This is a genomic window from Candidatus Methylacidiphilales bacterium, from assembly GCA_028713655.1.
GTDB lineage: Bacteria > Verrucomicrobiota > Verrucomicrobiia > Methylacidiphilales > JAAUTS01 > JAQTNW01.
The window spans coordinates 21,067-45,385 of the sequence record JAQTNW010000017.1 but is presented as its reverse complement, the minus strand read 5'-3'; the positions used below and the strand labels follow the sequence as shown (position 1 = coordinate 45,385).

22 protein-coding genes are annotated in these 24,319 nt (G+C 55.6%); 9 read left to right on the top strand and 13 right to left on the bottom strand.

Annotation, left to right across the window (positions count from 1 at the left end; genetic code table 11):
• Positions 1 to 51: 51 nt before the first annotated feature.
• On the top strand, positions 52 to 1,539 hold the full coding sequence (zwf, locus tag PHD76_07265; protein ID MDD5261635.1) for a glucose-6-phosphate dehydrogenase: 1,488 nt from the start codon (positions 52 to 54) through the stop codon (positions 1,537 to 1,539).
• A 9-nt stretch (positions 1,540 to 1,548) separates the two neighbouring features.
• On the opposite strand, the gene PHD76_07260 is transcribed toward zwf, so the two are convergent.
• From PHD76_07260 to PHD76_07215, 10 genes are all read right to left on the bottom strand, one after another.
• Entirely contained in the window at positions 1,549 to 2,457 is a 909-nt protein-coding gene (locus tag PHD76_07260; protein ID MDD5261634.1) for an FHA domain-containing protein, read from the bottom strand.
• Between the two features lie 22 nt (positions 2,458 to 2,479).
• Positions 2,480 to 4,783: a ComEC/Rec2 family competence protein gene (locus PHD76_07255; GenBank protein ID MDD5261633.1), complete on the bottom strand. Its 2,304-nt coding sequence runs from the start codon at positions 4,781 to 4,783 to the stop codon at positions 2,480 to 2,482.
• Between the two features lie 18 nt (positions 4,784 to 4,801).
• Positions 4,802 to 5,602: a bifunctional hydroxymethylpyrimidine kinase/phosphomethylpyrimidine kinase gene (gene thiD, locus PHD76_07250; protein MDD5261632.1), complete on the bottom strand. Its 801-nt coding sequence runs from the start codon at positions 5,600 to 5,602 to the stop codon at positions 4,802 to 4,804.
• Between the two features lie 82 nt (positions 5,603 to 5,684).
• Positions 5,685 to 5,876: a hypothetical protein gene (locus tag PHD76_07245; protein MDD5261631.1), complete on the bottom strand. Its 192-nt coding sequence runs from the start codon at positions 5,874 to 5,876 to the stop codon at positions 5,685 to 5,687.
• 529 nt (positions 5,877 to 6,405) lie between these two features.
• Positions 6,406 to 7,512: a recombinase RecA gene (recA, locus tag PHD76_07240; protein MDD5261630.1), complete on the bottom strand. Its 1,107-nt coding sequence runs from the start codon at positions 7,510 to 7,512 to the stop codon at positions 6,406 to 6,408.
• Between the two features lie 19 nt (positions 7,513 to 7,531).
• Positions 7,532 to 8,773 (bottom strand): competence/damage-inducible protein A, encoded by a 1,242-nt coding sequence (locus tag PHD76_07235; GenBank protein ID MDD5261629.1) that lies wholly within the window; start codon positions 8,771 to 8,773, stop codon positions 7,532 to 7,534.
• Positions 8,770 to 9,951, bottom strand: a complete 1,182-nt coding sequence (locus tag PHD76_07230; GenBank protein ID MDD5261628.1) for a small ribosomal subunit Rsm22 family protein — start codon at positions 9,949 to 9,951, stop codon at positions 8,770 to 8,772. The genes PHD76_07235 and PHD76_07230 overlap by 4 nt, the downstream gene beginning before the upstream one ends.
• A gap of 659 nt (positions 9,952 to 10,610) precedes the next feature.
• Positions 10,611 to 10,817, bottom strand: a complete 207-nt coding sequence (locus tag PHD76_07225) for a hypothetical protein (protein ID MDD5261627.1) — start codon at positions 10,815 to 10,817, stop codon at positions 10,611 to 10,613.
• A 383-nt stretch (positions 10,818 to 11,200) separates the two neighbouring features.
• Entirely contained in the window at positions 11,201 to 11,737 is a 537-nt protein-coding gene (locus PHD76_07220) for an NUDIX hydrolase (protein ID MDD5261626.1), read from the bottom strand.
• Complete coding sequence (locus tag PHD76_07215; protein ID MDD5261625.1) at positions 11,712 to 12,749, bottom strand: phosphotransferase; 1,038 nt, start codon at positions 12,747 to 12,749, stop codon at positions 11,712 to 11,714. Before PHD76_07215 ends, PHD76_07220 begins: the two co-directional genes overlap by 26 nt.
• A gap of 37 nt (positions 12,750 to 12,786) precedes the next feature.
• Here PHD76_07215 and PHD76_07210 point away from each other — a divergent pair, with 37 nt between their 5' ends.
• The 8 genes from PHD76_07210 (at position 12,787) to PHD76_07175 (ending at position 19,173) form a co-directional block, all read left to right on the top strand.
• Positions 12,787 to 13,500 carry a nucleotidyltransferase family protein gene (locus tag PHD76_07210; protein ID MDD5261624.1) on the top strand — a complete coding sequence of 238 codons (714 nt, stop codon included), beginning with the start codon at positions 12,787 to 12,789 and terminating at the stop codon, positions 13,498 to 13,500.
• A gap of 149 nt (positions 13,501 to 13,649) precedes the next feature.
• Entirely contained in the window at positions 13,650 to 14,468 is an 819-nt protein-coding gene (locus PHD76_07205) for a hypothetical protein (GenBank protein MDD5261623.1), read from the top strand.
• The gene (locus PHD76_07200; protein MDD5261622.1) at positions 14,465 to 14,905 is read left to right on the top strand and encodes a hypothetical protein; all 441 of its coding nucleotides are present in this window, start codon (positions 14,465 to 14,467) and stop codon (positions 14,903 to 14,905) included. The genes PHD76_07205 and PHD76_07200 overlap by 4 nt, the downstream gene beginning before the upstream one ends.
• A gap of 127 nt (positions 14,906 to 15,032) precedes the next feature.
• Positions 15,033 to 15,971, top strand: coding sequence for an SMP-30/gluconolactonase/LRE family protein (locus PHD76_07195; protein MDD5261621.1), 939 nt, complete (start codon positions 15,033 to 15,035; stop codon positions 15,969 to 15,971).
• Between the two features lie 33 nt (positions 15,972 to 16,004).
• Positions 16,005 to 17,420, top strand: a complete 1,416-nt coding sequence (locus PHD76_07190; protein ID MDD5261620.1) for a radical SAM protein — start codon at positions 16,005 to 16,007, stop codon at positions 17,418 to 17,420.
• Between the two features lie 14 nt (positions 17,421 to 17,434).
• On the top strand, positions 17,435 to 18,139 hold the full coding sequence (locus PHD76_07185; protein ID MDD5261619.1) for a DUF1287 domain-containing protein: 705 nt from the start codon (positions 17,435 to 17,437) through the stop codon (positions 18,137 to 18,139).
• A 327-nt stretch (positions 18,140 to 18,466) separates the two neighbouring features.
• Positions 18,467 to 18,823, top strand: a complete 357-nt coding sequence (locus PHD76_07180; GenBank protein ID MDD5261618.1) for a type II toxin-antitoxin system RelE/ParE family toxin — start codon at positions 18,467 to 18,469, stop codon at positions 18,821 to 18,823.
• Positions 18,820 to 19,173 (top strand): helix-turn-helix transcriptional regulator, encoded by a 354-nt coding sequence (locus PHD76_07175; protein ID MDD5261617.1) that lies wholly within the window; start codon positions 18,820 to 18,822, stop codon positions 19,171 to 19,173. Before PHD76_07180 ends, PHD76_07175 begins: the two co-directional genes overlap by 4 nt.
• Positions 19,174 to 19,371: 198 nt before the next feature.
• Here PHD76_07175 and PHD76_07170 read toward each other — a convergent pair whose 3' ends face one another.
• The 3 genes from PHD76_07170 to PHD76_07160 form a co-directional block, all read right to left on the bottom strand.
• On the bottom strand, positions 19,372 to 22,890 hold the full coding sequence (locus PHD76_07170; GenBank protein MDD5261616.1) for a pyruvate carboxylase: 3,519 nt from the start codon (positions 22,888 to 22,890) through the stop codon (positions 19,372 to 19,374).
• A gap of 105 nt (positions 22,891 to 22,995) precedes the next feature.
• Complete coding sequence (locus PHD76_07165; protein MDD5261615.1) at positions 22,996 to 23,385, bottom strand: peptide chain release factor-like protein; 390 nt, start codon at positions 23,383 to 23,385, stop codon at positions 22,996 to 22,998.
• Between the two features lie 11 nt (positions 23,386 to 23,396).
• Positions 23,397 to 24,215 (bottom strand): histidinol-phosphatase, encoded by an 819-nt coding sequence (locus tag PHD76_07160; GenBank protein MDD5261614.1) that lies wholly within the window; start codon positions 24,213 to 24,215, stop codon positions 23,397 to 23,399.
• Positions 24,216 to 24,319 lie beyond the last annotated feature (104 nt).

Here is a 24,319-nt window from a genome sequence, read left to right as displayed (position 1 = left end):
TGCGAGGTTGCACTGGAAATTAGCTAAAAGTCGGATAACGTTACGGTTCTTATGCTTCAGGATCTTTCATCCCTGCCTTCCGGGCGCACCGCCAAGCCCTTTGTTCTCGTCATCTTTGGCGCAAGCGGCGATTTGACCCGGCGCAAGCTGATCCCCGCGCTTTTCGGCCTGTTCAAGGAAAAAAGCCTGCCCGACCAATTCCAAATCATCGGATTCGCGCGCCGGGAAAAAACCGAAGATGCCTTTCGTGAAGAAATGTTGGAAGGCATTAAAAAATATTCCCGTTTTTCCCCGATTTCTGATGCGGACTGGAACGCCTTCGCCCCCCACCTTTCCTATCATATCGGAAACTTTGACGATGCCGCCGCCTACCAAAGCCTGTCCGAGCGGGTTGCCCGCCTGAAACAGGAAAAATCACTCCAGCAGGAGCTCTATTATCTCTCCACTGCGCCGGAATGCTTCACCAGCGTCATGCAACACCTGCACGGCTGCGGGCTCGTTTCTCCCCAATGCCGCTCACGCGTCGTAATCGAAAAACCTTTCGGCCACGATTACCAATCGGCCAAGGAACTGGTTTCTTCCCTGCAAAGCTGCATCAGTGAGTCCTGCCTCTACCGCATCGACCACTATCTCGGCAAGGAAACGGTTCAAAACCTCCTGTATTTCCGGTTTGCAAACTCGATTTACGAACCCATCTGGAACCGTTCGCTGATTGACCATGTCCAGATCACCGTGGCGGAGGATGAAGGCGTCGGCACCCGCGGCGCGTACTACGACCAGGTCGGCGCCCTGCGGGACATGGTGCAAAACCACCTGATGCAGCTTTTGACTATCACGTCGATGGAGCCTCCTGGGACCCTCAATTCCGAGGCGATTCGCGATGAAAAAGTAAAAGTGCTGAAATCCATTCCGACGCCGTCGTCGGCCAATCTGGAAAACATCGTGGTTCGCGCCCAATACGAGGGCTACAGGCAGTCGGACCGTGTGAATCCGGCGTCCAGCACGGAAACCTATGTGGCGCTCAAGCTGATGATCGACAACTGGCGCTGGGCGGGCGTGCCTTTCTACCTGCGCACCGGCAAATTCCTGCGCACCCGCGCCAGTGAAATCATTGTTGTCTTCCGCCGCCCGCCCCTGACGCTTTTCCACGCCACGGACCGGGAACAAATGCACCGGAACCGCCTGCACATCCGCCTCCAGCCGGACGAAGGCATTCACCTGCAATTCAACGCCAAGGTGCCGGGCAAAAGCGCCATGGGATCAGTCGATATGGATTTCGCCTACAAGAACCGTTTCGGCTCCTATTCCCCGGAGGCCTATGAGCGCTTGCTGCATGATTTTATCGTGGGTGATTCCACACTTTTCACGCGGTCGGATGAGGTGCTCGAAGCCTGGCGGATTGTGGATGCGATTTCAAAAGGCTGGCAGGACAGCCCCGTGGCCATCTACCGGCAGGGCGACTGGGGGCCCACCGAGGCCAACTACCTGCTCAAACGGGATGGCAACAGTTGGATTCCGCTGGATCAAAAGGGCGAATAAAAAGCCGCCTCAAATCTTCAATTTGTGAAGCAGCATGGCCTGGCGGCGCGGGCCCACCACGCCCATCACAAACGGCGTTGCAAGGGAAAGGTCCGGCAGCATGGATTGGGTTTTCTCATCGCAGACCACCAAGTCCACGTTCTGAATCGCCTTCGATGACAGGTCAATCGCCAGTTCCACATCCTCGCCGCACATCAGGTAATATTCAGCCTCGCCGCTGGACATTCTGCGTCCGTGCCCAATGCCAAAATGAAGCCCGATGCCCGAGGCAAGAAACGGCTGCGATTGGGCGCCTGGAATGGCTTCGCGCAATTCCTCAACAAGCCGGGCCGTCGTTTTCCGGCTTTCCTTCACAAAGGCCAGAACCTGCTTCATGGATTCCCGCACAATTTTTTCCTCGGTCGGCCAGTAGGCGAAAAAACCGCGTTGATCGATGCTGTCAAAAATGCCCTCATGTTTTACCACCGATTTTTCATGGGCGTCAAACCATTGGCCAAACACATTGCTATACGCCAATGGCTCGCGCACCAGGGCCGAGGAATCCTCTCTCAAGCGGACCGCCACCATGATCATGGGGAATTTTTCAAGCGCTTCGACCTTGGCGCCGATTTTTCCGGTACCGGATTCAGGCAACCCGGTATTGCCTTGAAAAATGAATTCCTGCTGGCCGATGCGGATCACGTCGTCGTTTTTGAGAAGTGTGGGCCCCAAAATAAGCTCGTTATTCAACAGGGTCCCATTGCGGCTGCCGCAATCCATGACCATGTAACGGCCCAAAAGATCATACCTCAGTTGGACATGAACGCGCGAGGCGGAAGGATCTGACACATTAATATCACAGCGGCTGGAACGCCCAAGAGTAACCCTTGGCTGCTCAAAGCCCCATTTTTCCGTCCCCGATATCAGCTTCGCACGCATCGCAATCCCACAAGCCTTTCCACTATTTCCAACCGGTCTCCCAAAGATAGGGGGCAATATGGCAGCCTTCCGGCTGAATTTCAAAGAAAACCGCACCGGTTTTTTCCATGCGCAACACCTCGATCCCCCCTGCGGACGCACGTTCCCAGAAATCGGGCGTCAGGGAACGGTCAGGCTGGTAACCGCGGGCCGGACGCACCACATAACGCGGATGCACTTTTTCGAGCCAGGTCCGGGACAGATTCCGAACGGCTGAATGCTCCCCTTCCACCAGGCAATCGGACCTCAAATCCGGTTCCTCCGCCGCAAGTCGGCCTTCCACCTCCTCCGAAATATCACCGGCATAGAGCAGCCGGCCCCCAGGCATGCAAAACTGCAACACCAACCCGTTGTCCTCCTGCCGGGGAAAAGTTTCCGAGCCCGGCGGCCAGAGTACCCGTACCCGCAAATGTTCCGCCAGATCATGCACTTCACCACGCCGCCAGAAGCGCTTTCCCAATCCCATCCGTTGTAATGTATCCAACAATCGATGCTGCGCCGCCGCCCGGCTCTGGTATCCGCTTTCCACCCAAAACTGCACCGGCAGATGCCGGGCCAGATCCGGCGCTCCACCCAGATGTGCGGTGGCGTCCTGCGTCAAAATCAAGCCATCCAACCGGTTCACACCCAAGCTGCGGCGGCAGGGATCCAATGTATATTTCCAAGCCTGCTCCGTTCCGGTATCAATCAGCCATCGCCTGCCGGCGTACTCCAACAAACCCGGCGCCGCCTGGCCGGCCTGGAAAAAAGTAAACCGGGCGTGCTCCTGCGGGGGAGAATCCCAACCGACATAAAAAGAACCGCCGGGCACTTTTGACAGCAACATGACGCAACACAGGATGGCCTTAAGCAACAGCCAGTTTACCTGGTTCAAGAGCAGGGAAATTCCCGTCCATATCCATCCGCAAAAAACAGACAGCGTCGCCACCGTTACAACCAGTCCCGCCAACGGAACCACCACCAGGTTCGCCAGCAGGGTCACAGGCGACAGCACATGAAATTGCAGGATCAAAATCCAGAGTGTGGCCACCCAGGCCGAAATTGAAGCTGCCGCAAGCCCGCAAACTCCGTAGTAAATCCGGTCCATCAGCTTCCGCGAACGGGAAAGCAGACGCTTCGGAATCCAGGGATCCGGCTTTCCCCACTGGTAACACCATAAAGACACGGGGCGACTGCCAGTTGCCAGGCCCATCACCGCCAGAAATGAAAGTTGAAACCCGCAGTCGAACATCTGCCTCGGCTCCCAGACCAACAGAAACAAGGCCGCCGCCCCCAGCAAATTCAACACCTGCACGGGACGGCAGATGGCCCATCCCGCCAGAATAAAGGCGGCCATGACGAAAGCGCGCGCCGCGCTGGCCTGCATCCCGGTGGCCAGGCAAAAGACCAACAACGCGGGCAATGCCAGCCACGCGTAGCGCCACTTTACCACGCCGGTCAGTTGCAAAGTCACCAGCAAAATTCCGAGGATCTCCGCCACATTTTGCCCGCTGACGGCAAACAAATGCAGCGTCCCGGTATTGCGAAACGCCTCCGTCACTTCCTCCGCAATCCCGTCGCGATAACCAAACAGCATTCCCGCCATCAGGGCGGAGATTTGCGGGTCATCCTGAAGCCCGATGCCGAGTGTCCGCAACATGTGTTCCCTCAACCGGTACGCCTGCACCTCCAGCCACCGTCCTTCGCCCCTGCGCAGCACCACCGTCTCACCGGCATCGGCACGGCACTCGTAATAAATGTTCTTTGCGGCCAGGTAGGAGCGAAGATCAAATTCGCCGGGATTACGGGGGCTTGACGGGAACCGGACATAACCCGCCGTTTCCACCACATCGCCGTAATGCAAGTCCGGCATCGGGGCGCCGGAAATCCGCACCCGGATTTTTCCGGAAATTTTTTGCCAACCCGCTTCCGACCAAGCCTCCCGGGCTTCCGCAAGAAAATCACAGCGGGCCCGCCCGCTTGAGTCGGATGTTTTCCCGGGTTCATCGGCAATCAACAGCCTCAGCCTTTGTGTTTGTCCCGCCTCGCCAATCGTGCGCAGCAGGTGTTCCGGCGGATAATAATGCAACAACGCGTTGCTGTAACAGGCAAAGGCAAAAAACGCCGCGCACAATGCGAAAACGGCTCTGGGCCATTTTTTCGTCCCAAGCACAAGCCCGGCGCTGAAAAGAAACAGGACGGGGATAATCCACGGTGGCATCAGCCACGCCCGGCCTGCAAACACTCCGGCGCAAGCGGCCAACCCCAGCCAGAACAACGCTCCGGCTTGCTGCGAATGTTCTTTCATGACGGCTCCCCAGATACCTCACTCCGGCAATTGGTTTAACAACTGATAGCGCCCCAATCTGAAATGATCCCGGATGGCCCGCGTGACAAATTCCTTGCCGGTCCAAACCGATTCCGACAACGTCTGCCTCCGCGCAAGGCAGGCCGTGATGGCGCTGGAATAGGTGCAGCCGGTGCCATGCGTCTTCACCCGTGGAACACGGGCCGCGTTCAGGGACATCATCCTCCTGCCGTCGTATAAAAAATCCACCGCCTCGCTCCCCTGCAAGTGCCCGCCTTTGATCAAAAAGGGCACCCCCCAAATCTGGAAGCAATCGACAGCCGCCGATTCAGCCTCATCCACGTTGCGAATCCTGCGCCCCAACAAAACCTCGGCCTCATTGAGATTCGGCGTAACCAATGCCGCGAGAGGCAGCAGCCGATTCATCAAAGCGCGCACGGCTTCCTTTTTCATCAAAAGCGCGCCGCTGCTTGCCACCATAACCGGATCGACCACCAGCGGAGGGCGCTTCTTCCGGGGCAACAGTTCAAGCTCGCGGGCGACCACCTCGATGATCGCCTTCGAATACAGCATGCCGGTTTTGGCCGCGCCAACCGGAAATGCTTCGAATACCAGGGCTATCTGGCGGGCCACCTCTTTTGGCGGCACCGGATGAATGGATTCCACGCGGCCGGGATGCTCCGCAACGACACAAGTAACCGCTGCCGCGCCAAATACGCCCAGTGTGGTGAATGTTTTGAGATCGGCCTGGATGCCCGCTCCGCCGCTGTTGTCGGAGCCGGCAATCGTGAGAGCTGCTAGCACTGCCTTGTTAGCCATCGCCGCAGTTTATGCCTATACTGTCTGGCGACAACCTTTTTATTACGAATGCCGGAAAAGAAAACCGCGCTGCGCGGCCGGCTTATCCCCCGCTGATAAGTTCAACCGGAGAATTGTGCCCGTGGTGGGGGGCGCTTTTCCAGGTGCCAAGCAACGCGGCCAACGCCACGAGCACGGACGCAAGAAGAGCCAGCAAATAACGCCGGTAGCGCGCGTCGGCATGGGTTGTCCGATATTCTTTTCCTAAAGCGTAGTTGAGTGTGCCTGCTTTCATGACCTGACGTTAGCTTCGGTCAGGCACACTTTAAGTCAACGGCACAAGCTTTTTCCAAGGCAGTTATTCACAATGATTTTTAACCCTATTTTAGAGCCGCTCTGTGACTGTTTTTTTGCTACAAGATGTTAAGATAGAATACCTTAGATATTTTGTGTGCTTCATGAGGGCCGAAGGTCCGCCCTATACCAGCCTGGGGCGAAGCCCTAGGTGTGGACGTATAAAAATGTATCGAGCTCTGAAGGAGCGACCCAGAGCTCGACATACGTTAGAGCGCACCTTCAGTGCTTGAGATTTTATACTATTCGTATTCCTGGGGCGTTGCCCCAGGCTGGTATGGGCCGCACCTTTGGTGCTTCTCTCACGAACCCACGTTCATTCCCGCTCAAAACACCTTTTTTGAAAGGTTTGGGTTCTCGCGATGACGAAGTACACGACAACGTCATTGCGAGGAGAACGGCTCAGCCGGACGACGCGGCAATCCAGAGATCGCGGATCGTCAACTCCGTCCTGGCTCATGGCCTCTTACTTATTCAGCCGCCGCGCCGCCATCCGGCTTATCCGCCTTATCCGCTTTGCCGATGGGCAGGGGAACCTCGTTGAGTTTGGCCAGCACGGCCTTTTCAATCCGGGCATAGAGCTCAGGGCTTTTCTTGAGCTCCTCCTTGGCGGCATCCCGGCCGTTGGCAATCTGGGTGCCTTCAAATGAAATCCAAGCGCCCTTCTTTTCCAGGATGTTGATTTCGATGGCCAGATCCAGCAACGACCCGGTCTTGGAGATGCCTTCGTCATACATGATGTCGAATTCGGCCTCGGTAAACGGAGGGGCCACCTTGTTCTTGACCAGCTTGACGCGGGTGCGATTCCCCAGAACGGTTCCGTCAGCCGACTTGATCGCGCCGATGCGGCGGATGTCCACGCGCACGCTCGCATAAAACTTGAGCGCCTTCCCTCCCGGCGTGGTTTCCGGACTGCCAAACATGACGCCGATTTTTTCGCGCATCTGGTTGGTAAAAATACAGATGGTCCGGGCCCTGCTGATCAGCGCGGTGAGCTTGCGCATGGCCTGACTCATCAGTCGCGCTTGTGAGCCGACGACCGCGTCGCCCATCTGGCCTTCCAGTTCGGATTTTGTGACCAGCGCGGCCACGGAATCGACCACGATGACATCAATCGCGTTTGAGCGTACCAGGGTTTCGGTGATGGTAAGGGCTTCCTCGCCCGAGTCAGGCTGGGAAACCAGCAGCTCGTTCATGTTGACGCCAAGCTTGCGCGCGTAGCTTGGATCCAGGGCGTGCTCCACGTCGATAAATGCGGCCGTGCCGCCCATTTTCTGGGCCTGGGCAATCACGGTCAGCGTGAGGGTGGTTTTACCTGAAGATTCCGGCCCGTAGATTTCAATGATGCGGCCTCTCGGGAACCCGCCCACGCCAAGCGCGCGATCAATCACAACCGCGCCGGTCGGAATCACATCGATTTTCAACTTCGCCCGCTCGTCCCCCAGGCGCATGATGGAGTTGTCGCCGTATTGTTTGACAATGGACTGGATGGCGAGATCCAGATTTTTACGGTCCTTATCGGCTGTGGCGGCTTTCGGTTCTGTTTTGGGTTCGGATTTTTCGGCTTTTGGTGGCATAGATTTATGTGTTTGTTGTTCAGTTTAGAGCAAGCAAGGCCCGCCGCAAGAGGTCGAGCGCAAATTGCGAGGCCATAGTTTTAAAGACTTCACGCTGGGGAACAAGATGTTTTGCGTATGTGGCAACTTTTATATCATTTGTGTTAAAATTTAGCTGCGCCAAAGCAAAGAAAGTCGTACCCACCGGCTTTTCAGCAGTCCCTCCCCCGGGCCCGGCAATGCCCGTCACCGCCACGGCCAGCGCCGCTTTGCTCTTTTGAAGGGCGCCCCGCGCCATTTCGGAAGCTGTCTCAGCACTGACCGCCCCATGCGCTCGAAGCGTTTCCTCGCGGACCCCCAATTCCTCAATTTTGGACAGGTTGCTGTAAGTGACCCATCCGCGCAGGAACACGGCTGAAGCGCCGGGCACGTTGGTCAGGCGATGGGCAACAAGCCCGCCGGTACAGGACTCGGCTGTGGCAAGCGTACAATTTTTTTGGGTTGCAAGATGCACCACCGTTTCTTCCATCCCGGCCTCATCCTCGGCATAAACAGAGTGCCCCAACAAATGCCGGGCGAGATCGGCGGCGCGGGCCAACAGATCCGGGTCCTGCGCCATAAGCCTCAAATCCACTTCCCCGGCGCGCGCGCAATAACCAACTTCGATAGCGCCCAGTTTCTTGACAGGCTTTTCAACCGCTTCCTGCACGAAGGATTCGCCCTGTCCGTAAACGCGCAGGGTTTTGCTCAATATAGCCGCCCGCCCGGCAGACAGGCCGCGCAATCGCGGCAGGACGGAATCCTCGAACATGGGATGCAGTTCGTTCGGAGGACCGGGCAGAAAAAAAATGTGTTTCCCGTCACGCTCAAAATAAAGCCCAGGCGCGGTGCCATGCTCATTGGGCAAAACAGCGGCGCCTTTGGGAACAAATGCCTGCACTCGCACCATGTCGGGAGGACATATCTTGCGCCGGGCAAAACGACCCAGGATTATTTCCAGGATCTCCGGATGAAATTCAAGCGGGGCCTGGAACAAACGCGCCGCGATGTCGCGCGTGAGATCGTCCGAAGTCGGCCCCAAACCGCCGGTCACAATAATAATCTCGGAACGGGAAAGCGCTTCGCGCAGGGCGTGCTCGATCTCCGGACCATCCGGCACGGTTTGTTGCCGTTGAATTTGCAGGCCCAGCGGCAGCAACCGGCTGGAAAGATAACCCAGATGCGTGTTGAGGGTATGCCCCAGAAGCAGCTCACTGCCGGTGTTGATGACTTCGACGATCATGAATTCAAAAGGACCCGCTGGATTTGATCCGGGTTCACGATGCGGAACTGGCCCGTGCCACCGAGCGTTTCCAAAGTTCCCAGGGAAATAATATCACCCCGCTCGAGAGTTTCAATTTTGGCCGTTTGCTCTTTCGACAAATGGCGTTTGAGGATGTCGTATTCTGCATGCGCGCCGGCGGCGTTGCAGCCTGACAACAGCAGGCGTCCGTGCCCCTTGGCGACGGGAGAGAGCAGACGCAGATATTCCGAACCGTTGTAGTGGCGGGATGGCTCCGTATTTCCAAGCGCGAGAAAGCTGAACTTGAGGTCCCAGACGGAGCGTTTGAGGCCGGTGTTGATGCGGTTGACCATGGGCGGCACCTGCCAATGCCGGACCTCATGGCACCAGAATTTTTTTCCTTCCAGCAGCGGGCAATGATGGCGGTGCAGGCAGGGCCCCCAGATATGCCAGGACGGGGTTGCGGCGGCGTGATTGCGCAGGCGCTCCAACCGCTCGCTGGTTTCCTTCAACGCAGGTTCCAGAATCAGAAGAATTCCGCCCACTTCCAGCAAGTCTTCCATTCGATCCAACCATGCCAAGACTTCCGTGCCGGGCTTTTCGTGAAAAGCCTCGCCCAGCGAAAAGCTCACGAGGATCAGATCGAATTTCGAGGCTGTATTCTGCCATTTCTCCGGCTCGGCCAGGCTCGCTTGCTGGATCGTCGTTTTGAAAAGGGAACGTTTGCGGCGGTCCCGCGAAAGCGCGCGATAATATTTCAATGCCAGTTCGGATTGGTCCAGCAACGTCGCCTCAAAATTCAGATTTTCCGATTGAGCGGCCAGGGTGTCCACGGCTGCGATCAATGCGGCGCCGCTGCCTCCCCCCACATCCAGAATTTTCAGCGGGCGGTTGCCTGCCGGCTTCCAGCCCCTGAATTGCGTCAGCTCGGACAGGGCAAGCTGTGTCCTGGCGTAAGTCTGGGGGAAAAAGAAATTGCCGTAAGTAATCCAATCCAACGGGGTTTCATAACAACCGGCAAATTTCGCAGATCGTTCCGTGGTGAAGGCATCGCTTAATTTCCCGGCCTGCAGAGCCAGCTTTTGGGCCGCAACCTTCAGATCGCGCAGATGAAAATGGTTGAGAGCCTGTCTTCCCCACCACTCTTCAAGATCTTCAGGATACACACACGCTTCCATGATGCCATTATGCCAGCCATCGTCGGGATAGCAGCAAATAAATCATCGGGAATGGGAACCGCTTACAACTTACAAACTTAAGACTTAAAACTTGATATTCACAGGAAGATCGCGAAGCCCGCTTGAAACGGGGAACTCAAAACTCGAATTGAACCACGGATAAACACGGATGGTCGCGGATATTGAGAAGCCGTGGATTACGCGTGGTGAGCCCGGGAATCCCCTCGTGAAACATCCTCGCCCGCCGCAGCTCAGCGACAGGGTAAGCAAAAAATGCGGCGAATTTGATCATGGATGTGGCAATCCGGAATCGGGTGTTTTTTCAACCGCGTATTTCTCAAAGATAACCTGATCTTCAGGCGTTGGCTTATAATCAGAGCCTCGCATCCGCTTTACATAATCCTTCAGTTCTTGAGGGGAATCGTCATCAATACATATTTCAAAAAGTCTTGTTTTTCTCCCGGAAGGCTGCGGACGCGGGGTTTCCTGTATGTCCAAATCCCTACAAATTTTTCGAGCTAGTATATCAGAGATTTCGTCATGAGGAGGAACGCTAGATCTTCTGTTTTTTGAGCGGTTAACGCACCAGGGATGATTACCCCCTTCCCTGACGAGGGTGCATCTGTGCAGATCAAGATGGTGCACGAAATCGCTGCGCTTCATATTGATAGCAGTTCCTCAGTGTAATTTGCTTCTGCTGCAAAGCGTGCTTCTGCCCGGTTAAACTCAAGCGCTTCCATAAGAAGCCCCCGTAGTGAGGAAATTAATTCCGCCTTGCTCTTTTCCTGTGCATTAACTCCCGAAACTTCCCCGACCCAACCAATCCACCAATCTCCATCCTGCTTAATTATGGCGGTATAGTGCATGTTAAAACCCTACGATCTCAAAACCAGGGTGCAAGAATGTCCTTTTCTGATCTCATTATAAACAGCCGAGAGGTAGGATGCCTCTCGGTGCAGGCGGGACGCCTGCGCTCCCTTTAAATAACTCAATAGCCACTCCGTTCCAAATCCGTGTTTATCCGTGGTTCAAAATTATTTTCCTTCGCGTCCCTCCGCTCGCGACGGATGTCGGAGTTCGCGGCCAATCCTTTGTTCGTGATTTTAGTGGTTTAAGTGCTTTTCATTGCGGCTTCGCGCCTTTGCGTGAGGAATGCGCTTGTTTTCCATCTGCGGAAATCAGCGTTTATCCGCGGTTAAAATTTGTTTCCCTTGGCGTTTCTTTGCGAACTTGGCGCGAAAACTTGTTTTTATCCGCTTTTCCGCACCATCCGCCGCACCGATTCTTCCTGCGTATATTCCCCCACCCGATCCAGCGGCACCCAGGCCAGCTCGTGCGACTCCGCATTAACACGCAACGGCGCATTGCTGTCCGCCAAAAAACAAAACCGCACGTCAAAATGCCAATGGCCGGGATCATCCTTCCACGCCGGTATCCAATGCGCATCCACATCAAAAATTCCGTTGCCGGACAATTCCAGGCCTTCAAGGCCGGTTTCCTCGAATACCTCGCGCCTGGCAACCCGTTCGAGATCCGGATCTCCATCGGCATGGCCTCCCGGCTGCAGCCATTTTCCGAGCTTGGCGTGGTGCAGTAGAAGCACTTTTTTTGCAGCCGGGTCCAGAACCCAGGCCGAGCCGGTCAAATGCCCTTCCTGCGTTGAGCGCTCAAAGCAGGCGGGTTCCCTGCGAACAAACTCCAGAATCCGCTCCAACAAAGCGGCTTCGTTTCCGTCGAAGGCCTTGTATCCCGCCAGCAATTCAAGCACCGGGTTTCGTTGCGGCATATTTTTCTTTGCACACAGGCAGATGTTTTTCCACGCGCTCCAACAGCGCTGTTGAAATCCCACCGGCGCGCAGCACCCATCCCAGATTTTCAAGCGCATGCGGAATGTGGCGCAAAAACGCGGTTTTTTCCTTTTTCAAGCCCAGCAATCCATAAGCGCCAAGCGCCTGCATCAACCGCTGCGTGGCGGCGGCCAGCAGGTCCCGCCGAAAATCCGCGGGGCTCTGCCCGCCGCCATCCAGGGAAAAGGCCAGCCCTATCAACTTTTCCCGTTCTCCCGTTGTGAAAACCACATAGGGATCAAAAATCAGCGAGGCCAGGTCGTAATGCCGCACCCCGCGGCGCATGCCTTGAAAATCGATCAGGACCACATCCCCGCCCCGCACCATGATGTTCTGCGATTGAAAATCGCGGTGTACCAGTTCGGGCGCGGCTTCCGAAAAGCGGCGGGCAACGGGCTGGAAGTCAGCCTCTATCTTTTCACGCGCGCCGGTGTCGAGCGGATCGCGGCAAACCCCGGCCAAAAATTCGTCATAAAAATAGTTTCGCTCCCAGGCGTAGAGTTTTTCGTCAAACCCCGGCATCAACTCCAGTTTCAGAGCCTGGGCCCGTTCCCATCCGCTGCCATGCAACACGGACGCTGCGCGGATTGCCTTTCCGTACAATTCCAACTTTTGATCCCACGCTGCGCTGCGATAAAAATACAAATCCTCGCCACCCAGATCTTCCAGCCAGAGCATGCGGCCTGCCGCATCCTCGGCCACAATGCGCGGTACCGGCACCCCGATCTTTTCCAGGAAACGGGCAATGTCCGTATAAAGCGCGTTTTCCGCCCGTTCGGTGCCATAACACACGGCAATCCAGGAACGTCCCCCACCGGCCTTCAACCGGTAAAAATGCCGGTCGGAGCCCCCCTTCAGGAGCGGGTCGAATTCCAGCGGTTCGGACGGGTCCAGGGATAAAGCCCGGATCGTGGCCTCCCGCAACGGTTCAAAGTTTGTTGTATGCATCATTTACACGCGTTTTGAATTCGGTAAGAGTGATGCGGTTTTGAAAAAAGTCACGACAGCTTTTATTTTGGGCGCGGGTCTGGGAACCCGGCTCAAGCCGTTGACCGACGCCTGCCCCAAACCCCTCCTGCCCGTCTGCGGTCGTCCGATGATCACATACGTTTTCGAGCATCTGGCCCGGGCTGGCATCCGGCGCTTTATCATCAACACCCATCATTGCGCCGCAGTTTACGCCGCGGCTTTTCCGGACAACACCTGGCACGGCCTGCCACTTGTATTGCGCCATGAACCGCTCTTGCTTGGCACGGCCGGCGGGCTCAAAAACGTCGAGGACCTGCTGGGCGATGAAACGATTCTTTTGCACAGCGGAGATGTGCTTAGCGACCTGCCCATCGACGCCCTCCTGGATTTTCATCGCGCTCATGACTCCGAAATCAGTCTCGCGCTGCGCACGCGCCCCGGCATAGAGACTGTCGGCATTGATCCGGATGGCCGCATAGGCGATGTGGGGCGATTCGCGTCGCGCTCCGATCTTGCCTATCACGACTACGCCAATGTCGCCGTCATTGAACCGGCCTTCCTGCGGCGCATTCCCGATTCCAATCCCCGCGGGCTCGCCGCCATCTGGTCGCAGATGGCCCGGGAACACGGCCCGCTTTTCGGCATGCCGCTCAATCAAGGGTACTGGTTCAATGTCGGCACGCTTGAAGAATACGAACGCCTGAACAGTGGAGAGGAGTTTCCGCCATTATGATCCGAACAATCACATCTGGATTATTAAGCCAAGGCGGCCCTGAATACTGCCGCGTCGCCCGGCGTCATCGCAAGTCCGACTTTGGAGTGCGCAGACATGTCTGCGCTTTGGAAACGGGCGACATGTCGCCCGTAATGAAAAGCGGTGTCATGCCACCGCAGTCCAAAATTGCCCTATGGCGACCCATTCTTCCGCTTCTATGCATCTTCCTGGCGCTGGCAACATCGTCCGGCCGGGCCGAGGTCCAAGTCACGCGCGAGCAGGCGCTCGAAATCGGCAAAAAAATCTGGCGGAACGAATGCGACGGCACCATCGAGGGCCTCACGTCCTGGAACGAGGGCGAAAACTTCGCCTCGCTCGGCATCTGCCATTTCATCTGGTATCCCAAAAATTACCGGGGCCCGTTTGAGGAAAGTTTTCCCCTGGTGCGGGCTTACATCCAATCCCGCGGCGCCAAGCTCCCCGAAGTCCTGTTGAAATACCGTGAATGTCCCTGGAACTCGCGCGAGAAATTCCTTACGGAACAAAACAGCCCGGAAATGAACTCGCTGCGGATTTTTCTGCGCGACACGATTGAACTCCAGGCCCAATTCGCAGCCCAGAGACTCGAACAGGCCCTGCCCCGGATTTTGGAAACCCTGCCGCCCGCCGAGACCGGTCCGATCCGGGATAAATTTTACCGGGTTGCCGCAACCCCTCACGGCCTGTATGCGCTGATCGATTACGTCAACTTCAAGGGCGAAGGCATCAAGGAAACCGAGCGTTACAAAGGCGAAGGCTGGGGCCTGCTCCAGGTTTTGCAGAGCATGAAAAACACCGCGCCGGGCAATCCCGCTTTGGTTGAATTTTCGGCCGCAGCAATCCGGATGCTGAAACGCCGTGTGGCCAACTCACCGCCGGAACGGGACGAAAAACGCTGGCTCGAAGGCTGGACAGAACGTTGCCTGACGTATCGGAATAACAAATGAAATCCAACCCAACAAATCGAATGAAGAACGCCTTCTTTGCAGGCCTGATGTTCCATATCGAGCAGATGATCTGCGCGGCTGACACGCTTGCCCAAACGTCTGGATGCGAGCTAACCGATTCTCAAGTCCGGTCCACAATCATAAAGGCCCGCAAGCTCGTTCAAGGCGCACAGCCAAATTTGCCTGAAGCAACAGAGCGGGATCGCATTTTGACGGGGCTTGCCAGGAGCATTTACCTCGCGCCAGACGATATCATGGAGCAATCCAATGATGCCGATGGAAGCCTTATTGAGAGCCCGCTTGAAATATCTGACTGGCTCAAAGCAATCGAGACTGTGCAACACTCAATCGACACCCATAGGAGCGATATTCCCGGGTCGAGGAACTATTTGTCTTTTCTCCAGAAGTTCATTGCCGAAACACAAGGCGAGCCATGAAATGGGCTCACGCTGTGACCAAGTGGGTTCTTCCATCCCCGATAGTCATCGGGGCAGGCTGCTTGAAAAGCTGCTTTTTTCTTCTGCGTAAATCTGTATCATGATCCGGATAAACCGACTTCAGATTATGAATCCACGCTCCCTGCTCCATTTTGCATTGTCCTTTGCACTGCTCGCAATCTCCCAGAACCCTGTGTCGGCACACGACCCGGGCCTGATCCAACCCGGCGCGGAAATCCGGTATCTCGCCGGCGGGTTCCGCTTTGCGGAAGGCCCCGCCTGCGATTCGGGCGGCAACCTTTATTTCAGCGACATACCCAACAACCGGATCTACATCTGGACCCTCAATGGCGACCTGAAGCTGTACCGGGAAAAATCCAACGCCGCCAACGGGCTGTACTTCGATTCGGACGGGAGCCTGCTCGTCTGCGAAGGCGCCGGACGCCGCCTGATCCGTGACAATCTCAACGGCCAATTGACCCCGCTGGCGGACAGTTACGAGGGGAAAAAGCTCAACAGCCCGAACGACCTCTGGGTTGACCCCGCGGGCGGGATTTATTTCAGCGATCCCCGCTACGGCAAGACCGATGACCTCGAACAGGACGGCATGCATGTCTATTACCTGCCCAAGGACGGGAAGCTGAGGCGGGTCACCGATGATTTGATAAAGCCCAACGGCCTGGCCGGCACACCGGACGGTAAAAAACTGTACATCTCCGATGAAGGCGCCAAACGGGTCTGGGTGTACACCATCGTCCGGGGCGGCAATCTGAGAAACAAACGGCTTTTTGCCGAACAGGATTGCGACGGGATGACTTTGGATGATAACGGCAATGTTTATATGGCCGGGAAAAAAGTGGCCATTTATTCGCCGGAAGGCGTGCTGCTTGAATGCATCCAATTCCCGGAACAGCCCTCGAATGTGACGTTTGGGGGCAAGAACCATAAAACCCTGTTTGTCACCGCCCGAACCTCCCTTTACAGCATTGATTTGCAAGTCTCTGGAGCTTATAAGGCGTTGCCTCCCCCGCCCAGGCCGCCCGCGCCGGAAAAAAGTCCGAAGTAACCTTTAGGGCCGGGCCATCGGAGAATTGTTTGAATGAAGATAAAATTCATACTGCCGGCCTTAACAGAAGCCGAGGGCCCCTTTTGGCGGCCGATTAAGTATTCGCTTTTCCCCCCTCTTGGATTGGCAACGCTTGCCGGTTATTTATCGCCATCCGACAACGCGGAAATCATCGATGAGCATGTGCAGAAATTGTACCTGGATGATGAACCGGACATTGTTGTTATCCAAGTTTATATAACCAATGCCTACCGGGCATACCGGACTGCTGACCACTATCGCAAAAAGGGCGTGTTTGTAATCCTGGGAGGATTGCATGTGACATCACTGCCACAAGAGGCGTCTGTGCATGCGGACGCTATTTTTATCGGACCTGCTGAAGAGTCGTTTCCCGCATTTTTAAAAGACTTTAAAAACAAGACACTACAAAAAGAATATACTTCGAAAAACAGGACATTGAAGGGAGTCCCGCCTATTCGCAGGGACCTGATTCAGCGGGAGTTATATTTGGTTCCAAACTCAATCGTGGTTACCAGAGGTTGTCCCCACCATTGCGAGTTTTGTTACAAGGACGCCTTTTTCAAGGGAGGGAGGCCCTTTTATACCCAGAATGTGGAGGAAGCCTTGAGCGAGATCGAGCGGCTCCCCGGACGACATCTTTACTTTTTAGACGACCACTTGCTCGGACATAAACAATTTGCCCGTGATTTATTCAATGGAATGAGGGGCATGAAGAGAATTTTTCAAGGCGCGGCCACAGTGGACTCCATACTGGATGGCGACCTGATTGAATCGGCTGCGGATGCCGGCCTGAGGAGCATTTTTGTGGGATTTGAGAGTTTGGATTCATCAAATCTGAGGCAGAGCAATAAACGGCAAAATCTGGGCAGAAATTATCGCAATGCCGTCAATAGGTTGCATGAACTGGGGATTATGATAAACGGGAGTTTTGTTTTTGGCTTGGATGGCGACGACCATGAAGTATTTGAAAGGACGGTTTCATGGGCGGTCGAGTCCGGAATTACAACCGCCACCTTTCATATTGCCACACCCTATCCTGGAACCGCATTTTATCAGAAGATGAAGGATGCAAACCGCATCATGACCGATAATTGGGACCTATACGACACCCGCCATGTTACATTCATGCCCACGCAAATAAGCGCCGCGCAACTGAAAGACGGATATGACCGGTCGTATCGCGAATTCTACAAGTGGAGTTCAATCTTCCAGAGCAGTTTGTCTCATGGCGCGCTTAAACATCAACTGAAACATTTCTTTTACACGAGCGGATGGAAGAAATTCGAGCCGCTGTGGAACACCGTGATTCAGTTAAAGAAACTGAACCTGATGACGCCGCTTCTCGAAGGCGTGCTTTCGAAGGTGACAAAACAAATGCATAACAATTCTGCACAGACAGTTCCTCTGCGCACAGTGTCTGAAATTTAACATTCAATCCCATAATGAAAATTCCGGCAATGATCACGCTTTGGCTGCTGACTCTGCCACTGTCGCTTAAGGCTGCCGGTGAGGCGGCCCCAGTGAACATTGTCAGCGCCGCCCGCTGCCAGATCGGCTGCACACTGCGTTATGATCCCAGCTACCAAAAATTGGATTATCCCGGCGGGGATGTACCAATTGCAGGCGGAGTATGCTCTGATGTGGTTGTGCGCGCCTTGCGCGCAAGCATGGGCATGGATCTTCAGAAATTAGTCCATGAAGACATGACGCAGCATTTTTCAAGTTATCCCCAGCAGTGGGGACTCAGGCAACCTGATAAAAACATTGACCATCGGCGCGTCCCTAATCTGCAGATTTATTTCAAGCGCAAGGGATACGAACTGCCCGTTTCGACAAATCCCGCGGACTATAAAGCGGGCGATCTCGTCACGTGCATTGTGCCCCAGAATCTTCCCCACATCATGATCGTCAGCGACCGCAGCGATGCGGCGGGCTGCCCCCTTGTCATTCATAACATTGGCGGTGGCGCGCAGGAAGAAGACCGGTTGTTCGAGTTCAAGATTACCGGCCACTACAGAATCAAGCCGATTGCGCTAACCTGCATATTTCACACTCATTTTAATGATCAACCTATTTGCGCTGTGACGCGACCGTGGAAAGACACGCACTACGCCTATGCAGGTTATTGCAAAACCGCCTCAAAATAAGGCGTTTCCAATTCAAAAAAATCCAATTCAGGCGGTTTTGTTTATAGCCCGGATGTGAATGCATCCCTGATTTTGCCCGCCCATTTGGCTGGACACTTTGCAGGGGTTTTCAGAAGCAGGTGAAAAATCCGGGCTAAATGCTTCAGCGAACGTGAGACAAGGGTAAAAGAACGGGCGCCGTTTGATCCACGGATTGGCATGGATTTTCAGAGGCAATAATCGAAACGCGTTTTTCACACAAGCGACAAAGAAAAGCCTTGGGTTGCGCCGCACAATCCTCTTTGGAAGAGCTAAAAGGTTATACATCAATATTGATGTTGACTGCCCATGGAATTCACTGTAGAGTTTTATGAATCGGAGACCGGGAAAAAACCGGTTCTCGAATTTTTGGAGGAGCTAAAGGAAACCAATCCAGATGACCATGCCGCTGTGATGGCGGGCTTGAACAAGTTGAAAAATCGCCAATGTCATCGGGAACCCCTCTCCAAGGATATCGGGGATAACCTTTATGAACTTCGGCATATTGGGAAGCTGAACACCCGGGTTCTATGGTTTTTTACCAAGGGACGCAGAATCATTCTTGTTCATGGAATTAGGAACAAAGCCTGGAAGATTCCAGTGTCGGATAAAGAAACCGCTTTGGCACGAATGAAGGATTGGATGGAACGGGAGGCAACAAGATGAAAAAAACCAATTTTGACAGGTATTTAGAAGAGCAGCACAAAGATCCCGCCTTCGAAGCGCGATTCAAACGCGCGGGAGAAGCCTGGGACGTTGCACTTCAAATTACGAACCTCCGCAAAATGGCAGGCCTCAGCCAGGCGGAACTCGCGCGTCGGTTGAGCACCTCCCAGCAACAGGTCAGCCGGCTGGAGTCTCCGAGTTATGAAGGCCATTCGTTGTCCATGCTCCGCAGGGTGGCCGATGTCCTTCATGCCCGGGTACACGTCAGCTTTAGCCCAGTCACAACCTGCCATGTGGCCGAAAAGTCCGCAGCCTATCGGACGAAAAAGCAGGCCTCTGGCAAAGCATAATGTCGATCCTGTAAATCCTGCCTGCCCAAATGTGTTTCGAGGTTTTAAATGCGATTTGTCGTTTCCATCAGCGATTATCTGCGTTCATCTGCGGTTAAAATCTTTGTTACTTTCGCGTCTTCCCGCTCGCGACAAATGTCGGAGTTCGCGGGAAATACAACCCCTTTCACTTCCCCATTGTCAGGGGGATCGTGCTCTCTATTTCTCCGCGCGCAGCTTGAGGATCAGGTCTTTGCTTTCAACCGTCTCGCCCACCTTGACATGAAGCTCCGCGACGACGCCATCCACCGGCGATGATAGTGTGGTGGTCATTTTCATGGCCTCAAGGATAAGCAGCTTGTCGCCCTGTTTCACCTTCGAGCCCACACTAACAGCCAGCGATGTCACCATGCCCGGAATCGGGGCTGCGACCTGCAGGGAATCGGCAGGGTCGGCCTTTTGCCGCGGTTGGGTCTGCGGCTTGATCGATTTGTCCTGCACGGTCGTATGCCGTGGCAAACCATTGAGATCAAACACCACCTGCCGTTTGCCTTCCTGGTCCGCATCGCTCACATTGACAAGGCGGACGAACAATGTTTTTCCCTCCTCGATGTGGACGGAAATTTCCTGGTTGATTTTCAATCCATAAAAGAAGGGGCAGGTCGGCAGAACCGAAACGTCGCCGTAGTCCTTTTGGAATTTTACAAATTCGGCAAACACAGCGGGGTACATCAGGTGGCTGTACACATCGCTGTCAGACGGGTCGCGCCGCAATTTGCCTTTCAGCTCCTCGCGAAGCTGCTTGAAATTGACCGCCTGCGCCGAGGCGCCCGGACGGCCTTTCAACGGCTTGCGGCTGCCCAGGACGGTTTTTTGCAGCTTCTTCGGCCACCCGCCCAAGGGCTGGCCCAGTCCGCCGGCAAGCATGTCGATTACCGATTCCGGAAAGTCCGTTCCGGGCGGCAGATTGGGCACGTCCTTGGGCTGAATGCCGCGCGTAATCAGGAACATGGTCAGGTCGCCGACGACCTTGCTGCTGGGCGTCACCTTGACAATGTCGCCTAACAATTTATTCACGTCCGCATAGCAGCGGGCGATCTCGGACCAGCGATGCGCGATGTCCATGCTCGCCGCCTGCTCCTTCAGGTTGGTGTATTGGCCGCCGGGCATTTCATGCAGATAGACTTCGGCGGAACCGGAGCCGGGCGCGGTGTCGAAAGGCTCGTAATACGTCCGGATCTGCTCCCAATAGTCTGAAAATTCGTTCAAGGTATCCAAATCCAGCCCGGTGTCCCTGCGATGGAATTGCAGGGCCGCGACAATGGAATTGAGATTCGGCTGGCTTGTGGAGCCGGACATGGAAGCGATGGCGGCGTCCGCGACGTCCACGCCCGCCTCGGCCGCCTGCAAAATCGAGGCCGCATTGATTCCGCTGGTGTCGTGCGTGTGGAAATGAATGGGGATGCCGATTTCTTCCTTGAGGGCCTTGACCAGTTTGTAGGCGGCATGCGGCCTGCACAATCCGGCCATGTCCTTGATGGCCAGCATGTGCGCCCCCATGCGCTCCAGCTCCTTCGCAAACTTCACATAATACTTGAGCGGATATTTGTCCCTCTTCGGGTCCAGGATGTTGCCGGTATAACAGATTGCCGCCTCGCAAATGGCATGCGTTTTCAGCGCCGCTTCCATTCCAACCTTCAGGTTGGGAGCGTAATTCAGGGAGTCGAAGATGCGGAAGATGTCGATGCCTTCCTCCGCCGCATGCTTGACAAATCCCGCCACCACATTGTCAGGATAATTGGAATAACCCACCGCGTTGGAACCGCGGAACAGCATCTGGAAGCAGATGTTCGGAACCCGGGCTCGCAAAAGGCGCAGACGGTCCCAGGGATCTTCATGCAAAAAACGCATGGCTGTGTCAAAGGTTGCCCCGCCCCACATCTCCAGGCTGAACAACTGTGGCGTCAGCCGCGCCACGGCGTCGGCCACCGCTGCCATGTCATACGTCCGGACCCGGGTGGCCAGCAGGGACTGATGCGCGTCGCGGAATGTCGTGTCGGTAAGAAGCAACTGCTTCTGCGCAAGCACCCAGTCGCAAAATTTCCGGGGGCCGAGTTCGAGCAGCCGCTGCCGGGAGCCGGGCGGCGGTTCCTGTTTGTGGTCAAACTTCGGCAGGATCGCTTCAGCGGGAATTTTTACCGGTTTGAATCCCTTGGCGTGCGGGTTCCCGTTGACGATCACTTCACCCAAAAAAGCGAGCAACCGGGTCGCCCGGTCCTTGCGCGGTTTGAACTCAAACAGTTCGGGCGTACTGTCAATGAGCCGCGTGGTTGCCTGGCCGGCCCGGAACGTTTCGTTGAGAATGACGTTTTCCAAAAAGGGAATGTTGGTCTTGACCCCGCGGATGCGGAATTCGCGCAGGGAACGTTCCATGCGCTGCAGAACGATCGGGAAGTTTTTTCCATGCGCGGTGATTTTCACCAGGAGCGAATCATAGAACGGCGTGATGACCGCTCCAGCCGTGGCCATTCCTCCGTCAAGGCGGATGCCGAATCCGGCCGCCGAGCGGTAGGTCAGTATCTCGCCATAGTCCGGAGTGAACCCGTTTCCGGGGTCCTCGGTCGTAACACGGCACTGGATGGCGTTGCCGATGCAGGGGATTTCCTCCTGCGCCGGAATGCCCGCCTCGGTTCCGTGCAACGGATGGCCCTGCGCGATGAGAATCTGCGAGCGGACGATGTCGATGTTGGTGATTTCTTCCGTGACCGTATGCTCCACCTGGATGCGCGGGTTCATTTCGATGAAGAACCATTCCTTCTGGTCCGCGTCATAGAGGAACTCGATGGTTCCCGCGTTGTCATATCCGACTTCGCTTGCTATCGCCACCGAGGCGTTAAACAGTTCCTGGCGGATACTTTCGTCGATTCCGACGGAGGGCGCTATTTCCACTGCCTTCTGGTGCCGGCGCTGGATCGAGCAATCGCGCTCGTAGAGATGTACCACATTGCCGTGCTTGTCGCCGAGAATCTGCACTTCCAGGTGTTTCGCCCGTGAAATGAATTTTTCCAAAAAAACGGCGGGATTGCCAAAGGCGCGGTCGGCCTCGGTTTGGGCTTCGTCGAGCAGGCGGTCCAGGTCGGACTCCTTTTGCACCACGCGCATGCCGCGGCCACCGCCGCCGAATGCCGCTTTGATCATGAGCGGAAAGCCGATTTGTTTTGCGGCTTGCAGCGCTTTTTTCCGGTTTGAAATCGGATCCTTGGTTCCGGGCAAAGTCGGGAGCTTGAGCTTTTCAACCAGCGCGCGCGCCGCCACTTTGTCGCCCATCAACTCCAGCAATTCGGGTTTGGGCCCGACGAAAACAATTCCGGCTGACTGGCAGGCCCGCGCGAAAGCGGGATTTTCCGAGAGAAAGCCGTAGCCGGGATGAATGGCATCCACGCCTTTCTCGACCGCCAGGGCAATGATGCCGTTGATGTCGAGATAGGCCCCGACCGGCCCCTTGCTTTTATCCAGTTGATAGGCCTCGTCCGCCTTGAAGCGGTGCATGGAAAAGCGGTCTTCTTCCGCATAAATGGCCACGGTACGCAATCCGAGCTCGGTGGCCGAACGAAAAATCCGGATGGCGATTTCGCTGCGGTTGGCAACCAGCAGTTTTTTAATGGGAATAAAAGACGGGCTGGAGGCGCTGGGCGGCCTGGATTTGGCAGGCAGTTTGGCATGAGAGCCGGATTTCATATGGGTGCAAATTAAATGGAGTTTCCCCTACAAACAATAGCAATGACAGGTTGCTGGCTTGTATTAATAACAGAGTTTGGCCGTGCGGCCCTGACTTTAGGCGGGCTAATCCTCGGACGGACGGCGGCGATTTTGCTTAATGGCGGAACGAACGCGCTTCCCCGCCACCAGTTCGCGCTTGGTTCCCGCCGATCTCCGGGCCCGTTGCCGCCGCGCTTTGGCCTGGGCCGCCAATCGCATCTGGGTGCGTTCCTGCCGACGGCTTTCAATGAGGTCCAGCAATCGTTCACGGGCCAGCCTGCGGTTCTGCGCTTGAAAACGGGAATCCTGCACCGACACGGCAAGGCCGCTCGGCCTGTGCCTGAATTCCACAGCCGTGGAAACCTTGTTTACATTCTGCCCGCCCGGGCCGGAGGAACGGCAAAACGATTCCTCGAAATCGGCCGGGTTGACACCCAGGCTGCGGCAGCGTTTTTTAAAATCATCTCGTGGCATGACGCCTGCGATTATCGCAGACTCGCCAGGGCCGCATCCAGCGGAATTTCAACCCGTTTGCGGTCCAGGAAATAACTCACGGATTCGAACCGCTCCTCTTTTAGAATTGTCAGGGCCTTTATGAATCCGTCCCCCGCGCGTTCCGGCTCATGCGCGTCGCCACCGACCACCACCGGGATGCCTCTTTCCCGGATCTCGCGCAAAATTTCCCGGCCGGGATTCATCTCCGCCACCTTTTTGTTCACGCCCGAGGTGTTGAGTTCCATGGCAATCCCCGTGGCGGCGATCCGGTCCAGCGCCTTTTTGATTTCCGGCATCAACTCCACCACATTCCAGAATTCCGCGCCCTGGTTTTTCACAATGTCAGGATGCGACAAACAATCGAAAAGTCCCGTTTCCGCCGCATCGGCCAGATGCCGGTAATATTGGCGGTAAAACTCCGTCCAGTCGCCCTTGAAAAATTTTGCCAGGTATTCGCGGATCTGCGGATGCACGGACCCCAGGATGTAGTGGAATGTTGCGCGCCCATGCAGTTCTTCAAGCCAGCCCTCCATCCCCGGAAAATAATCGCTCTCGAGCCCCAGGCGGATGTCGATGCGTCCCTCCCATTCCTTCCGGGCTTGCGCAACCAGCGCGACATACTCGTTGAACTGTTCCGATTCCATCCGCACCGAGGCGGAAAAGCCGCCGGGCATGGGGCTGTGGCAGGTGACGATAATGCCTTTTAAACCGCGGCCTTCGGCCACGGCGGCATATTCGCCCGGCAATCCTTCCGCGTGTTTGCACAGCGGCGTGTGCATGTGGGTTTCATAAAGCAGACGGTTTGACATATTTATTCGGCATCAAGCTGGAGTTTAGACCCGCATCGTGCAATCGATTTTTAAGCTCAAACCCACAAAGAACCTGGAACGTGAAACCAAGAACGATTTTCCCC